This window comes from Nocardia sp. NPDC051833 (assembly GCF_040681225.1).
Classification (GTDB): Bacteria; Actinomycetota; Actinomycetes; order Mycobacteriales; family Mycobacteriaceae; genus Nocardia.
In genome coordinates, this window is record NZ_JBFAYK010000001.1 from 3,043,685 (window position 1) to 3,058,033 (window position 14,349).

Below are 14,349 nucleotides of genomic sequence, written 5' to 3' on the forward strand. Positions count from 1 at the left end.
TTCCGGGAAAGGGCCTGTGGCGTTTCTAGTCGCGGGTGACAGCGGGTGGGTGCCAGGTGCCGTCGAGGATGGTGTCGTCGGGCCAGTAGGCGCGCAGGTAGACGGTGAATTCGTCGTCGGGGGCGGGAAGCCAGTTGGTGGTGTGGGTCGGGTCGGTGGGGGGTTTGCTGCCGACCGTGAGGGTGAGGGAACCGTCCTCGCCGTAGGACAGGTCCTGGTTCTTGGTGCCGAGGGAGTAACGGTCGAGGTCGTTGGGGTGGAAGAAATGGTGCTTGTTGTAGACGGTCAGTGACCAGAAGCCGCGGACCGGGGGGACCTGGCCCGCGGCGAAGTGCACGGTGTAGGTGTTCGCGCCGTGCAGGCGGTCGCCGTCGGCGTCGAGATCCTGGTAGTAGTAGGCGGTTTCGTTGGGGGTGTTGACGAAGATGTTGGACTTGCCGATCGCGGTGCGGGAGAGGTAGTCGGTGCCGAAGGCGGCGCCGTTGCGCTGGGTGGTCCAGTGGTCGGCGACCGGCAGGCCGATATTGCGGAACTGGAACAGCTCGGTGACCACCTCGTCGGCCGCGAGCGCGGCCTGGGTGAGGGCGTCGGCGACGGCGGGATCGCGGTCGGCGGCGTCGACGATCGAGCGCAGCCACGTGTACAGGGCCTCCTCGCCCGGCAGCGGCGGAACCTCGTCGAGTACCTGCGGGAGGATGGTGAAGAAGGTCGCCGGATCGACCCACTGGGTCTCGGCCTCGCCGCTCGTGCTGCCTCCGCCGCCGAAGGACGGCACAGTCGACCAGTCGGTCACCTTGGTGACGCCGTCGAAATCGGACAGCGGATACATGCTGATCCGATTCACCAGCGGCGCGATGGCCGCGCGGTCCTCGGGGGTGTCGTCGAGGAAGACGCGCGGAATGGCGACGCCGAGCCGGGTGTCGTGGCGGAAGACGCCGGTGATGCCCGCGGGCACCGCGCCGTCCCAGGTGGTGTGGGCGAGGAGGTAGAAGCCCGGCTCGGTCCCGTACATCCGGCCGAGCTCCACGAAGGAATCGGTGCGCTGATCGACGATCTGATAGACCCAGAACCGATCACCGAACTCCGGGATCTGGATCACCGACGGTCCGCGTTCGGCGTCGACGAGGCCGAAGCCGTAGACCACGTCCTGGTTCGGGCAGGCGACGACGCGCTCCTCCGGGCGGATGTAGTCGTGCAGCATCCCGAGGGTGCCGGGCGGACCGGCGGGCACGATGCCCGCCAGCAGGCCGGGGCCGGGCAGCTTCGCCATCAGCGTCAACCGGTTGTGGATGTTGACCAGCGGCCAGCCCCACAGATACGCGGTGCGTCCCACTGTGGCGGCATAGGCCGGGGTGACCTGCTGACTCGCGAAGTTCCGCGGAGCTGACATCCGAACCCCACCTTTCGTGTCGGCTTGCTGGCGATGCTCCGACGGTAGGTGCGCGGCGGTGGGTGCCGAATCATCCGAAACGGATGAGTTACGCCGGTGGCGGGGCTGTTCGGTGGCCGCCGAGCAGCGCCCAGACCGTGTCGCGTTCCCCGGCGAGATCGATCGGGTGACCCGCGAGAGTGTCCAGGAGGGTGGGGAGGGACCAGGTGGCGAGGTGGCCGTAGCGGGCGGAGTAGATGCCCGTGTGGGTGAGGCGGTAGGTGTCGGTGTGGTCGAAGAGGGCGTAGGTGAGGACCTGGTAGAGGTCGGTGGCGCTGAGGGAGTCGGCGCGGACGCCGGTGCGCTGGTTCTTCGGGCCGAGGTGGGTTTTGAGGTCGAGGAGCAGGCCGTCGCTGATGATGTCGGCGTCGGCGTTGCACAGGACCGAGGCGTCGAAGGTGGGGCCGGGGACGGTGGGTGGGCGCAGGTGGGGAAGGAGTTGGTCGTCGGCGATGCCGCGCAGTTCCCAGAGCTGGCGGATCGCGTCGGCGGGGGTGAGAGCGAGCAGGTGGTCGGGGGTGAAGCGGTCGGTGGCAAGGAGATTCGCGAGCGCGGAGTCGCGGAGGAGGCCGCGGCGGTAGACGTCGGTGCACAGGGCCAGGGCCCAGCAGGCGCGGCTGAGCAGGTCGACGTCGCCCGCGGTCGGGGCGACGGCCGCGCCCGCGGTGTCGATCACCGACTCCACGACCGCCGATTCCCGGGGATGGCCGAAGAATCCGAGCAGCGGTAGTACGGGGCGGTGGTCGGGGACGAGCAGGAAACGCATCGCGAAGTCGAAGGCGGCGCCGAGGGTCGCGGGGTTGGCGCCACCGGTGTCGACCAGCAGTGGTCCTGCCCCACGCCGATACTCGGCCTGCACGCCGCGGGTGTGCGGGAACCGCTGGTGCAGGTAGGTGCGCAGCGGCGACGACGTGTCGCGCAGCGCGGCGGAAAGGTTCGTGTAGACGTACACCGGTCTCCGTCCGACGGCCAAGTCGAGCGCTGCCTCGATGGTGCCACGCCGAGGAAGGAGCGCGATAGGTGCACAGTACTCTTTGCACAAAAATCTATGCAAAGAGTACTGTGCAACTATGACCGACGAGGTACCGCCGAGGGAGATCACCGATCCCGCCGCGCTGCGCGCGCTCGCCCATCCGCTCCGGCAGCGCATTCTGCGCGCCCTCGCCGAGAAGGGCCCGGCGACCGCGACGGCGCTGGGGGCGCAGCTGGGCCAGAACACCGGCGCGACCAGCTATCACCTGCGTCAGCTGGCCGAGCACGGGTTCATCGAGGAGGCGCCCGAGCTGGCGAAGGGCAAGGAGCGGTGGTGGCGGTCGCCGCCGAAGGATCTGCGGTATCGGCTGGACAAGGACCAGTCGCCGGAAATGCGCGAGCTGCTGGAAGGGCTGGTCGCGCAGCACATTTCCGAGGATGTCGAGCTTTTCCAGCGGTTCCGCGCCGAGCGCGCCGAGCTGGGGGAGTGGGCCGACACGATGCCGTTCTCGCGCGGCGCGATCTACGCGACCCGCGAGGAACTCGACGCCTTCTGCGAGGAGTACCTCGCGCTGCTCAAACGCTTCCAAGCCACCCATGCCGAAGACCGGCCGGGCGCGCGCCGGGTACTGACCCGGTTCATCGCGTTCCCGGCCCCGGGGATGAACGACAGCCAGTAGGGATCCACCGTGCTCATTCGAATCGCTCTGTTCGCCACCATGATCGCGGCGCTGGTCGCGGCCGCGTCGACGGCCACCGCGGAAAACCGCGTCACCACCGACATCACCGTCACCCGCTCCGACGGCACGACCACGACCGGCACCATCCACGCACCGGCGGGTGCCACCGGCAGGCCGGGCGTCGTGCTCGTGCACGGCTCCGGAACCAGCCCCAGTCCCCATTACGCACAGGTCGCCGATGCTTTCGCGCGTGCGGGCATCGTCGCGTTGCAGTACGCGAAGCGGGCCGAGGACTACACCCCCGCGCATCGTGACTACTCCCTGCTCGCCGATGACGCGCTGTCCGGCATCGCCGCGCTGCGGAGCCGGCCCGAGGTCGACCCGTCGCGGGTCGGCCTCTGGGGACTGTCGGAAGGCGGCTGGGTGGCGCCGCTGGCCGCCTCCCGCTCGGCCGATGTCGCCTTCCTGATCACCATCGGCGCCAACTCCGGCGCGCCCGCCGCCCAGCAGACCTGGGCCAACGAGACCAGATTCGCGGCGGCGGGCGTGCGCGGATCGATGATCGATGTGCTGGGGCGCAACGGAATCCGTCAGCTCGCGGGCGCGGGGCAGTTCGCCCAGGCCGACTACGATCCGGTGCCGGTGCTGGAACGGATTCCGCAGCCGGTGCTCGCGATCTGGGGCGACCAGGACCGGCTGACCCCGCCCGGTGACAGTCTGCGCGACTTCCGCGCGGCCTTCGATCGGGTCGGCAAGACGAACTACACGCTGCGCACACTGCCGAATGCCCAGCACGCGGGCCTCACGACGACCGACGGATTCGACAAGGGCACCGAGCTCGCGCCCGGCTACGCCGAGCTCATGGGCGACTGGGTGAACGGGCTGCCCGGCTCGGCGAACAGGCAGGTGGATCAGCCTGCGGTGCAGGGACATTCGGTGACACCGCTGGCACCGCTGGCCTGGTGGGAGTCCACTCCGGTCCAGCTGATCCTGCTGCTCGGGACCGTTCTCGCCCTCTGCGGCTACGCGGTGAGCGGGTTCAAGAGGGATTGGCGCCTGTCCCAGGCCCGACCCGCGCGAATCTTGGCGGCGGCGACCGGGATCGGCATTGTCGGCACGATCGCCCTGTTCCTGTTCGTTGCCTCCACCAAGTCGACCTCGTTCGGCCCCTTGCTGTTCGGCCGCACGCTGCCCTGGGTGGCGCTGCAACTGAGCGCGTTGTGCGCGGTGGCCGCGCTCGGTGTCGTCGTCGCGCGGCGCGGGCGGCTGCTCGACGGTGTCGGCACGGGCGGGCGGGTCCGCTGGGCGCTGCTGGTGTGCGGCGGTACCGGATTCACGCTGTGGGCGCTGTACTGGGGACTACTGCTGCCCTGAGAAAACGCGGAAGGTCCCGACCTGCTGGTCGGGACCTTCCGGATCGGGGTCAGGGGTTCAGGTTCACGGTGTGCGTGTTGTGCAGATTCGAGCCGACGAACACACGTCGCATGTTCACGATGTCCCACGTGGATGTTCCGATCAGGAGGCAGGAGTCGAACCGGTCGAAGGGATTGACGTAGACCCGAGGGCCGTTCGCGTCACCCCACCACGCACCGTTGCCCGCCCTGGCGTAGTAGTACGCCGCGTCGTATTTCGTCCAGATCGCGGTCTTCGACTCTCCAGGATTCAGATTCCACCAGCCGTGGGTCGCCCAGCCGCCGTACTGGCCGGGGCAGGAATCCGGGTCGACCTGCATGACCGCGACGGACACCACCAGGTGATAGTTGTTGTGGAAGGCCAACCAAGGCATCGGACTACCCTTCCTGCTCGAGTGACGGGGCCGGCAGACTCGCGGCCTCGTGGAACGGCGCGGCCACACTCGCGCCCGCCGGTGGCTCCGGGCTGGCGGCCCGATGATCTTCCGAGGTGTGCGCGGTCGTCTCGCGGACGGCCGGCGCCTGCGCGGGGGCGACCTGCCCCGTTTGTGGTTCGGCGGTCATGGATTTCACCTTTCTTCTGCTTCGGCGACGGTCACCGATAACTCCTGTGGGGTGGCCCCGTGGAAGGGGTCGCCGGTCATCAGCCGCACGGTCGCGTCGCCGGGCATAAGCGCGGCGAGTACCACCACGTCCGGCGGACCCTCGGGTGCGAGCACCCGTCCGTCCGGGAGCGGGGCGGCGTCGCGGTAGACGCCGAGCACCTCGACCGTCGCGCCCGAGGTCACCCGGGCGCCCGCGGCGGGCAGCAGCACGATGTCGCCGGGCTCGAGCGCCAACCGCGCTCCGATCGGATCCGCGCGCAGATCAACCAGCCGTGGCATGTGCTTGCGCGAGTGCGGATTCCACGCTGACGTCCTCCGCTTCGTCCCAGTCCGCCGTCTCGCTGAAGAAGGGCCACAGCGTCGGGTAGATGGAACGCGCGAACGAGCGGTCGGCGGCGTTGATGTCCAGGCCGCCGCGAATCGGCTGCCCATCGGTGGTGATCTTGCCGGGCAGCTGGTAGCACATGATCGAGTCCTGATCGGCGTTCGGCGTCGCCATGATCGAGCGTTCGTCCAGCGGGGTCAGGACATTCGACCGCGTCTGCTGCTCGCTCCACCCGTAGGTGTCGCGGAAGTGGGCGATCGTCTTGGCGACATCGAGCCGCTCGATCAGCGCGCGGCGCAGATGCTCGTGCGGGAAACCGAGGGTGTGCCCCGTCTCGTGGCGCACGACCCGCTTGTACTCGGCCTCCGAGGTGGCCATCGTGAAGCCCTGCAGGTTCATCGTCGGGCGGCTCTGCGGGATCAGCAGGACATCGGTGCCGAGATAGGACCAATAGCCCTGGCCGGCGCGGGAAATGCGCACCTGGCCGGTGCCGTTCGTCAGGACGAAGGTGACGCCGATGCCCCAGGCGTTCATGTGGCCGAGAATGCGCTGCTTCAGGTCGGTGGGGGTCGCTTCCAAGAAGCTGACCGTCAGGGTGCGGCGCTGCATGCCCCAGTACTTCGAGGTCAGCACCGCCAGTTCGGCCACCTGCGGCAGGCCGCCCTCCGTCGCCGCGCTCTGGGTGAGCGGCGCGTTTACCGGATTGAGCAGCGTGGCGACCTCGGCCGCGCGCGCCAGCAGGCGGGTCGGCAGCGCGGGAATCACGCAGCCGGGGTCCTCGACGGGCGCGAATTCCTCGTGGTGGCCGTCGCCGTCGAGTTCGTGGTCGGGTGGGGTACGCATCGGATCCTCCTCATCGAATCAACCGTGGGGTTGTGACTGTGGCACGGCGAATCGATGCGGGTCCCGCGTAGTCGACTACTCGATCAGGGGCGCGAAAAAGGCCCCCGACCTGGTGGTCGAGGGCCTTTCGTTCGCGTTCCTCCCGAGTCGGGCCTCGTTGACCGACTCGGGAGAACCGACTCGGGTCAGCGGGCGGCGACGTTGCGGCGGGTGGCCCGAGAGTTGGTGGCGGAACGCAGGATCTGGTGCAGGATGGCGTCGAAGGCGGCGGTGTCCTCGACATTGCTGAGGTGCCCGTGCGGGAGCACGTGGAAGTCGGCCAGGTGGCCGGTGCGGCGCAGGATGTCGACGATCGAGCGGGACATGCGCTGCGGGAGCAGCCGGTCCTGGGCGCCGGCCAGCACCGTGGTCGGGACGTTCAGGTTGGCGGTGCCCGCCGACAGATCCATGTCGGCCATCGCGGCGGCGTGGCGGCCGCGCGCGAGCGGACGGCAGGAGCGGATGATGCCGACCGCGAAGTCGACCTCGTCGGCGGTGGCGTCCGGGGTGAGGATGCGGTAGCGGAACAGCTGCTCGGTGAACCAGCCACCCGGGATCGGCAGCGGCGCGAACAACAGCGACTCGCTGACCGGCTGCGGCATGCGCACGGGCGCGCCCATGATCGTGACCGGGTACTCGGCGACGGTGAGCTGCTTGTTCAGCACCGGCAGCAGATCGGTTTCCCAGCGGATGTCGCCATTGGCCGTGTTGGCCAGCAGGACGGCGGCGGCGCGCTCGGACACCTGCGCGGGGTGGTGCTTGGCCCAGGCCTGGATGGTGAGGCCACCCATGCTGTGCCCGGCCAGGACCGCCTTCTCACCCGGACGCAGCGTCGCGTCCAGGACGGCGGCGAGGTCGTCGGCCAGGGTGTGCTCGCTGGGGGCGGCGGTGCCGAGGGTGGACTCGCCGTGGCCGCGCTGGTCGTAGCTGACCACGCGGTACTCACCGGCGAAGGCGGTGATCTGCGGGTTCCAGTATTCGATGCTGCACGCCCAGCCGTGGATGAGGACCAGGGTGGGGGCGGTGTCGGGGCCGTAGACGTGGACCCGGAGGTCGGCGCCGTCCGCGGTGGTCACCGGGACGACCCGGTGCGCGACGGAGGGGGTGTTGAGTTTCGCTGTCGCGAAGCTCCGGGTACGCAGTCCGGCACGGAACTGTGCGGTGAGTACGCCTACCGTCATCATCGACTTTGCAAGCATGTCGGCACTCCTTTGTGTCGTAGGCCACCGTACAGTGCGAGCTGGGGTGCTAGCTAGTGTTAGCGGGTCACAGTGTCCCATTTGTTGTGAACTGGGTCACCGGCCGCGTCGACACTGTGAAATCGCCCGAAATCGCCGGAAAATTACAGCGTGCCGTCGCGATCCGGGCATGCTGGCGGCCCCGACCGGGCGCGGCTACCGTAGGAGCGTGGACAGCACACCCGTCATGGCCGATTTCTCCGGCGCCCCGCACCGCGAACCGGCACGCCCGGCTTGGCAGCGCTTCGCCCCGCCGCTGATCGCCGCCGGACTCGGGGTCGGCACGCTCGCGTTGCTGCACTTCCGCGATCCGCACGTCGAGGGTTCCTACGGACTGTGCCCCGTGTACGCGCTGCTCGGGGTGTACTGCCCCGGCTGCGGTGGGATGCGGGCGATGCACAACCTGACCGACGGCCGGATCATCGATTCGCTGCACAGCAATGTGCTGGTGTTGCCGCTGGTCGTCGCGTTCGCGGTGTTCGTCGTCGACTGGCTGCTGCGCGCCCGGCGCGGACAACGCTGGCGGGTGCCCGGGCTGAGCCCGGTGCTGGTGTGGTCGTTCTTCGGATTGCTGGCCGTCTATACCGTTGTGCGCAACACGCCGTGGGGAACGTGGCTCACGCCCGTTTGATACTGGTGCCAGCGCGGATCGGCGGGCAGTCTGGAGGCATGCGCGATTCACTGAAGGATCGAGTCCGGCGGAAGTTGCAGCGTCAGCTCGCCGAGGACGGCCCCGACCCCGAACGCGACGACTCCCGCAGCCTCTCGGTGGCCGACGATCTCGAGGCGCTCGAGATGGTGCCGTCCGACGATCCGCTCGTCGAGGAACTCGCCCAGCGCTACCTGGTCTTCTGATGCGCCTGGCCGCCCAGCGGCGGTAGCTGCGGCAGCGGCTTGGTGCCGAGCCAGACCGCGAACAGCGGACGCAGCGGCGCCACACTGTAATGACCTGCCAGATCCACGAATTCCTCGGTGGTGACCGAGGCGTGGCGATAGCGCGCGGTCCATTCCCGGATGAGTTCGAAGAACAAGTGGTCGCGCAGTTCCAGCCGCAGCGCGTGCAGGGTGAGCGCGCCGCGCTTGTACACCCGGTCGTCGAACATGTCCTTGGGGCCGGGATCGCCGACGATGATGTCCTGCGGCTGCCGGGCCAGATTCGCCCGCGCCGCCCTGGCCAGCTGATCCGCGGTCGGTCCGCCGGCGGCCTCCGACCAGATCCACTCGGCGTAACAGGCGAAGCCCTCGTGCAGCCAGATGTCGCGCCACTGCTTCAGGGTCAGGCTGTTGCCGAACCACTGGTGCGCCAATTCGTGCGCGACCAGCCGCTCCGAACCACGCTTGCCGTCGCAGTGATTGGCGCCGAATACCGAGATGCCCTGTGCCTCGATCGGGATGTCGAGCTCGTCGTCGGTGACGACCACGGTGTAGTTCTCGAACGGGTACGGGCCGAACTTCTCGGTGAACAGCGCCATCATCTCGGGCTGCCGGGCGAAGTCGTGGTCGAAGTTCGCGCGCAGCCGCTGCGGGATGACGGCCTGCATCGGCACCGGCTCGCCGGGCGCGCCGATCCGGTGCTTGCGGTAGTTGCCGATCTGGATGGTCGCCAGGTAGCTGGCCATCGGCTCGGGCGCCTCGTACACCCAGGTGGTCTGGCTGGCCTTGGCTTGCTTGCGGACCAGGGTGCCGTTGGCCAGCGCGTAGAACGGGCTGTCGGTGGTGATCGAGATCCGGTACGACGCTTTGGAACTCGGGTGGTCGTCGCACGGGAACCAGGAGGCGGCGCCGTTGGGCTGGCTGGCGACCAGCGCGCCCTCGGTGAGCTCCTCCCAGCCGACCTCGCCCCACGGCCCGCGCACCGGCCGCGGCGTGCCCGCGTAGTGGACGGTGATCTCCAGGACGCCGCCCGCGGGGATCTTCTGCTGCGGGGTGATCGCCAGCTTGCCCTGCTGATGGCTGAACTTCGCGGCCTTGGCCCCGTTGACCAGCACCTTCGACACCGTCAGCGCCTGCGACAGATCGAGGGTGAACCACCCCCGCACGGTGGTCGTGACCGCGATGATCACCGCGCGCCCCGCCAGCCGGTTGCTGGCGGGGCGGTAGCCCAGCTCCAGCTCGTACCTGGACACGCGGTACCCACGATTGCCGTTCTGTGGCAGGTAGGCGTCGATCGGTTCCTCGTAGAACTTGCTCCGCATCAGGCGGCTCCGCGCTGCCTCGACTCCGGCGTCGAGGCGGTCCCGGACCACGGCGAGATGGGGTTGCCCCACCAGCGGGTCGACGGCGGGACCACGTCGCCGCGCATCACCAGCGAGGCCGGACCGATGGTGGCGCCCGCGCCGATATGGGCGGCGGGCAGGGCGACGCAGTGCGGGCCGAGGGTGGCGCCCGCGTCCAGTGTCACCGTGTCCATGGACATGATGCGGTCGTGGAACAGATGGGTCTGCACCACGCAGCCGCGTTCCACGGTCGCGCCGTCACCGAGTGTCACGAGGTCTGCCTCCGGAAGCCAATAGGACTCGCACCATACCCCGCGGCCGATCTTGGCACCGAGTCCGCGAAGCCACAGATTCATCACGGGAGTACCCGTGGCGGCGCGGGCGAACCAGGGCGCGGCGACGGTCTCGACGAAGGCGTCGGAGACCTCGTTGCGCCACACGAACGAACTCCACAGCGGATGCTCGACGGCCCGAATCCGCCCGACCAGCAACCACTTCGCGGCCACCGCGATGGCACCGGCCAGCGCGCCCGCCGCCATCAGGACCAGGCCGGACAGCAGGGCGGCGACCAGGTAGTCGGAATGCTGGGCGATCAGGGCCAGCACGAACAGCACGCCGAGGCCGATGGCGAAGGTCACCATCACCGGGATCAACCGGCAGGTCTCGACGAACGCGCGTGCCACCTTCAGGCGCAGGGGCGGATCGAATGTGCGTGAGGTGTCGCTGGATTCGGCCGCCCGGCGCAGCCGCACCGGCGGGCTGCCCAGCCAGGACGAGCCGGCCTTGGCCTTGCTCGGCGCGGCCGAGAGCACCGCGACCAGCCCGTTCTTGGGCACCCGGCGACCGACCGCGGTCATGCCGGAGTTGCCGAGGAAGGCGCGCTTGCCGACCTTGGCCTCGCCGATGCGCAGCCAGCCGCCGCCGAGTTCGTAGCTGGCGATCATGGTGTCGTCGGCCAGGAAGGCGCCGTCGGCGACCACGGTGAACTTGGGCAGCAGCAGCACGGTCGAGGCTTCGACGTTCTTGCCGATCCGCGCGCCGAGCAGGCGCAGCCACAGCGGGGTCAGCAGGCTGGCGTAGAGCGGGAACAGGAAGGTGCGGGCCGAGTCGAGCAGGCGTTCGGTGGCCCAGACCTGCCAGCCGGTCCGGCTGCGCACCGGGTGGTAGCCCTCGCGCAGGCCGATGCCGAGCAGGCGCACGGCGATCACGGTGGCCGCGGCGTACACGGCGAGACTGAGCAGGGTCGCGACCGGCAGGATGGCGAAGCCGCGCAGCGCGGCGGCGCCGATGGTGGTCTCCTCGCGGACCCACCAGGCGATGAACGTGCCGCCGACGGCCAGCCCGAGGACCGGCATCGCGGCCAGCGCCATCGAGGACAGGCCGAAGACCACCAGCCAGTGCCGGGCCCGCTCGGGGGCGTGGTCGGGCCAGCGGCGCGGGGCCTTGCCCGCCTTCGTCGCGGGCGAGCCAGCCCATTCCTGTTCGGCCTTGACCTTGCCGGACACCGCGGAACCGGGCGCGATCTCGGCCTTCTTGCCGATCTTGGTGCCGGGCAGCAGGATCGAGCGCGCGCCGATCACCGCGCCGTCGCCGATGGTGATGCCGCCGATGTGCACGAGGTCGCCGTCGACCCAGTAGCCGGACAGGTCCACCTCGGGTTCGACGCTGGCGCCGTCACCGAGTTCGAGCATGCCGGTGACCGGCGGCAGGGTGTGCAGGTCGACGCCCTTGCCGATCTTCGCGCCGAGTGCCCGCGCGAACGGCACCATCAGCGGTGCGCCGGACAGGCTTTCGGCACCACTGGCCTCCGACAGGCGCACGGCCGCCCACAGCCGCAGGTGCACCAGGGAGCCGCGCGGATAGGTGCCGGGGCGCAGCCCGGCCAGCAGCACGCGCGCGCCCGCGACGCACAGCGTCATCCGGCCCAGCGGCGAGATGAACAGCACGAACGCCAGCGCGATCCACCACCAGGACAGCCGCGGCAGCCACGGCAGCGAGCCGGACCAGCCCGCGATCGCCGACACCACGGCCAGCCAGGTGACCCACTGCAATCCGGTGAGGGTGGTCAGCGGGATGGTGGCCAGCACCTGGGTGAGTTGCGCGCGCAGCGGCGTCGGCGCGACGACCCGCTCGTCGACCGCCGCGACCGGCGCGCTGCCGTCGAGCAGTTCGACCAGCGAGCCCAGCCGGGGATGGTCGTAGAGATCGGCGACGGTGACATGCGGGTACCGCTCGCGCAGCGCGCCGACCAGCTGGGCCGCCGACAGCGAGCCGCCACCCAGATCGAAGAAGTCGGCGTCGAGGTCGGTGGCCTCGGCGCCCAGGATGGCGTCCCACAGCCCGGCCACCCAGGCCGCGGTGCCGCCGAGACCGGACTCGGCCTGGTCCTCGGCGCTCGGCAGCGGCCAGGGCAGCGCGTTGCGGTCGACCTTGCCCGAGGTGCGGGTCGGCAGGTCGGGGACGACCGCGAGCCGCGGCACCAGCGGGGCCGGAAGCTGTTCGGCCAGAATCTCCCTGGCCTTCTTGACGTCGAAGTCGGGGCCGGCGCCGGTGAGGTAGCCGACGAGGATCTTGTTGCCCGCCTTGGTGGTCCGGATGGCCGCGGCCGCGCCGCTGACGCCGGGCAGGTGCTGTAGCGCGTTGTCGATCTCGCCGAGCTCGATGCGCCTGCCGCCGATCTTGATCTGGTCGTCGGCCCGGCCGAGGAAGATCAGGCCCTGATGGTCGTTGCGGACCAGATCGCCACTGCGATAGGCGCGTTCCCAGCCGAGCGAGGGCAGCGGGGCGTACTTCTCGGCGTCCTTGGCCGGGTCCAGGTAGCGGGCCAGGCCGACGCCGCCGATGACGAGCTCGCCGGTCTCGCCCTCGGGCACCGGGTTGCCCTGCGGGTCGACGACGGTCAGGTCCCAGCCGTCCAGCGGCAGACCGATGCGGATCGGCATGCCGCCGTCGAGCAGCGCGGCGCAGGCGACGACGGTGGCCTCGGTGGGCCCGTAGGTGTTCCACACCTCCCGCTCGGCGCCACCGGCGAGACGTTCGGCCAGTTCCGGCGGGACGGCCTCGCCGCCGAAGATCAGCAAGCGCACCGAGTCGAGCGCCTCGGCGGGCCAGGTGGCGGCCAGCGTCGGCACGGTGGAGACGATGCTGATCTCGCGGCGCATCAGCCACGGGCCCAGGTCGGCGCCGGTGCGGACCAGGTCGCGCGGGGCGGGGACCAGGCAGGCGCCGTTGCGCCAGGCCAGCCACATCTCCTCGCAGGAGGCGTCGAAGGCCACCGACAGCCCGGCCAGCACCCGGTCGCCGGGGCCGATCGGGGCGCGCTGCAGGAACAGCCTGGCCTCGGCGTCGACGAAGGCGGCGGCATTGCGGTGGGTGACCGCGACGCCCTTCGGCGTGCCGGTGGAGCCGGAGGTGAAGATGATCCAGGCGTCGTCGGCGGGGGTCGGCAGGGTGTTCCAGTCCGAGGCGGGCGTGCGGCCGGCGGCCGCGGTGGCCGACTCGATGCCGTCGCCGGTGGCCAGCGCGCTCACCCGAGCCTCGCCGAAGACCAGCCGGGCCCGCTCCTCGGGATCGTCGGCGTCGACGGGGACGTAGGCGGCGCCGCAGTAGAGGACGGCCAGGATCGTGACGTACAGCGCGGCGCTGCCCGAGGGCATCCGCACGCCGACCCGGTCGCCGGGGCGGACGCCCGCCGCGGTCAGCTCGGTCATCCTGGCCTCGATCGCGGCGATCAGCTCCATGTAGCTGAGGACGACGGTGCCGTCGTCGATGGCCGGTGCGTCGGGGTGGGCCAGGGCGGTGCTGGTCAGGATGTCTACCAGGGTGCGCGGCGGCGCGGCCAGGTCGGCGCGCAGGAGTGGATCACGCAACCGGCTCGCCGGGTCCTCAGTGCGTGGCTCGAGCATGGCGCTCAGTCCACCTCTCATCGGTCGACCCCCATCGGTGGTGTTTGTTGTTTCACGGGCGGGTTACCGGAGGGCAAACAGGATGGTCACCAGATGCCAACGGTACTCGGAGAAGGTGTGGCCGGACGGCAGCGCGAGGCGTGCCGTCGGCGCCGATCACGACGGTGCGTCCGGTGACTCGCCGAGCGCGGTCAGCGTCAGCCGGTGCAGCGTGCGCTGTTCCTCGGGGTCGAGCCGCTCGAGCACGCGCGCGGTGGCCTCGGCGATCAGCCGGTCGGTGCGCTTGCACTGCTTGCGCCCGGCCTCGGTGATCCGCAGCCGGTATTTGCGGCGATCCGTGCCGTCGCGGGTGCGTTCGACCAGGCCGGCGCGTTCCAGCGCGTCGACCAGCCGGACGACTTCGCTGCGGTCGATGCCGAGGGCGTCGCCGACCTTCTTCTGCGTCAGGTCGGCGTTCTCCTCGATGAAGGTGAGCACCCAGTGATCGCGCAACGGGACATCGATCTCGGCGTGCAGTGCCTTGGTGAGCCGTCCGAGCGCGTACACCGGATAGCGCGGCAGGCCGCGGACGGAGTTCGAGTTCGTGGACATGACGGCCACCCTAACAGATAGTGGGGGAACTCAATCATTTGGGTGATCCACAATGGGGTGCGGAGATGGTTGTGTGGTGAACACGTGAGGGCAA

At 70.0% G+C, this 14,349-nt stretch carries 14 protein-coding genes; 4 read left to right on the forward strand and 10 right to left on the reverse strand.

Going from position 1 to position 14,349, the window contains the following annotated elements:
• Positions 1–25: 25 nt before the first annotated feature.
• Complete coding sequence (locus AB0L91_RS13770; RefSeq protein ID WP_365009865.1) at positions 26–1,390, reverse strand: DUF1214 domain-containing protein; 1,365 nt, start codon at positions 1,388–1,390, stop codon at positions 26–28.
• Positions 1,391–1,478: 88 nt separating this feature from the next.
• Positions 1,479–2,381: a hypothetical protein gene (locus AB0L91_RS13775; RefSeq protein WP_365009867.1), complete on the reverse strand. Its 903-nt coding sequence runs from the start codon at positions 2,379–2,381 to the stop codon at positions 1,479–1,481.
• Positions 2,382–2,499: 118 nt separating this feature from the next.
• Here AB0L91_RS13775 and AB0L91_RS13780 point away from each other — a divergent pair, with 118 nt between their 5' ends.
• Positions 2,500–3,081, forward strand: coding sequence for a helix-turn-helix domain-containing protein (locus AB0L91_RS13780; RefSeq protein ID WP_365009870.1), 582 nt, complete (start codon positions 2,500–2,502; stop codon positions 3,079–3,081).
• Positions 3,082–3,090: 9 nt separating this feature from the next.
• Complete coding sequence (locus AB0L91_RS13785; protein ID WP_365009871.1) at positions 3,091–4,455, forward strand: prolyl oligopeptidase family serine peptidase; 1,365 nt, start codon at positions 3,091–3,093, stop codon at positions 4,453–4,455.
• 49 nt (positions 4,456–4,504) lie between these two features.
• On the opposite strand, the gene AB0L91_RS13790 is transcribed toward AB0L91_RS13785, so the two are convergent.
• From AB0L91_RS13790 to AB0L91_RS13810, 5 genes are all read right to left on the reverse strand, one after another.
• The gene (locus AB0L91_RS13790; protein ID WP_355280876.1) at positions 4,505–4,867 is read right to left on the reverse strand and encodes a DUF1036 domain-containing protein; all 363 of its coding nucleotides are present in this window, start codon (positions 4,865–4,867) and stop codon (positions 4,505–4,507) included.
• A 4-nt stretch (positions 4,868–4,871) separates the two neighbouring features.
• Positions 4,872–5,057: a hypothetical protein gene (locus tag AB0L91_RS13795; protein ID WP_365009873.1), complete on the reverse strand. Its 186-nt coding sequence runs from the start codon at positions 5,055–5,057 to the stop codon at positions 4,872–4,874.
• Between the two features lie 5 nt (positions 5,058–5,062).
• A complete protein-coding gene (locus AB0L91_RS13800; RefSeq protein ID WP_365009876.1) occupies positions 5,063–5,332 on the reverse strand; it encodes a hypothetical protein in 270 nt (89 codons plus the stop codon).
• A 28-nt stretch (positions 5,333–5,360) separates the two neighbouring features.
• Entirely contained in the window at positions 5,361–6,266 is a 906-nt protein-coding gene (locus AB0L91_RS13805; protein WP_365009878.1) for a peptidase M12, read from the reverse strand.
• Between the two features lie 185 nt (positions 6,267–6,451).
• Positions 6,452–7,504, reverse strand: a complete 1,053-nt coding sequence (locus AB0L91_RS13810; protein WP_365009880.1) for an alpha/beta fold hydrolase — start codon at positions 7,502–7,504, stop codon at positions 6,452–6,454.
• A 208-nt stretch (positions 7,505–7,712) separates the two neighbouring features.
• Between AB0L91_RS13810 and AB0L91_RS13815 the strand changes: the two genes are divergently transcribed.
• A complete protein-coding gene (locus tag AB0L91_RS13815; protein ID WP_355280870.1) occupies positions 7,713–8,174 on the forward strand; it encodes a DUF2752 domain-containing protein in 462 nt (153 codons plus the stop codon).
• 38 nt (positions 8,175–8,212) lie between these two features.
• A complete protein-coding gene (locus tag AB0L91_RS13820) occupies positions 8,213–8,398 on the forward strand; it encodes a hypothetical protein (RefSeq protein ID WP_365009882.1) in 186 nt (61 codons plus the stop codon).
• Here AB0L91_RS13820 and AB0L91_RS13825 read toward each other — a convergent pair.
• From AB0L91_RS13825 to AB0L91_RS13835, 3 genes are all read right to left on the reverse strand, one after another.
• A complete protein-coding gene (locus tag AB0L91_RS13825; protein WP_357346089.1) occupies positions 8,383–9,738 on the reverse strand; it encodes a M1 family metallopeptidase in 1,356 nt (451 codons plus the stop codon). The genes AB0L91_RS13820 and AB0L91_RS13825 overlap by 16 nt on opposite strands.
• Complete coding sequence (locus AB0L91_RS13830; RefSeq protein ID WP_365009883.1) at positions 9,738–13,664, reverse strand: Pls/PosA family non-ribosomal peptide synthetase; 3,927 nt, start codon at positions 13,662–13,664, stop codon at positions 9,738–9,740. Before AB0L91_RS13830 ends, AB0L91_RS13825 begins: the two co-directional genes overlap by 1 nt.
• A 156-nt stretch (positions 13,665–13,820) precedes the next feature.
• Positions 13,821–14,255: a MarR family transcriptional regulator gene (locus AB0L91_RS13835; protein WP_355280866.1), complete on the reverse strand. Its 435-nt coding sequence runs from the start codon at positions 14,253–14,255 to the stop codon at positions 13,821–13,823.
• Between the last annotated feature and the right edge of the window lie 94 nt (positions 14,256–14,349).

Excerpts from the sequence above, each read along its gene's own strand:
- AB0L91_RS13795 (WP_365009873.1), bottom strand. The coding sequence starts at position 5,057 with ATGACCGCCGAACCACAAACGGGGCAGGTCGCCCCCGCGCAGGCGCCG.
- AB0L91_RS13830 (WP_365009883.1), bottom strand. The coding sequence starts at position 13,664 with ATGCTCGAGCCACGCACTGAGGACCCGGCGAGCCGGTTGCGTGATCCA.
- AB0L91_RS13770 (WP_365009865.1), bottom strand. The coding sequence starts at position 1,390 with ATGTCAGCTCCGCGGAACTTCGCGAGTCAGCAGGTCACCCCGGCCTAT.
- AB0L91_RS13820 (WP_365009882.1), top strand. The coding sequence starts at position 8,213 with ATGCGCGATTCACTGAAGGATCGAGTCCGGCGGAAGTTGCAGCGTCAG.
- AB0L91_RS13790 (WP_355280876.1), bottom strand. The coding sequence starts at position 4,867 with ATGCCTTGGTTGGCCTTCCACAACAACTATCACCTGGTGGTGTCCGTC.
- AB0L91_RS13825 (WP_357346089.1), bottom strand. The coding sequence starts at position 9,738 with ATGCGGAGCAAGTTCTACGAGGAACCGATCGACGCCTACCTGCCACAG.
- AB0L91_RS13780 (WP_365009870.1), top strand. The coding sequence starts at position 2,500 with ATGACCGACGAGGTACCGCCGAGGGAGATCACCGATCCCGCCGCGCTG.
- AB0L91_RS13810 (WP_365009880.1), bottom strand. The coding sequence starts at position 7,504 with ATGCTTGCAAAGTCGATGATGACGGTAGGCGTACTCACCGCACAGTTC.
- AB0L91_RS13835 (WP_355280866.1), bottom strand. The coding sequence starts at position 14,255 with ATGTCCACGAACTCGAACTCCGTCCGCGGCCTGCCGCGCTATCCGGTG.
- AB0L91_RS13805 (WP_365009878.1), bottom strand. The coding sequence starts at position 6,266 with ATGCGTACCCCACCCGACCACGAACTCGACGGCGACGGCCACCACGAG.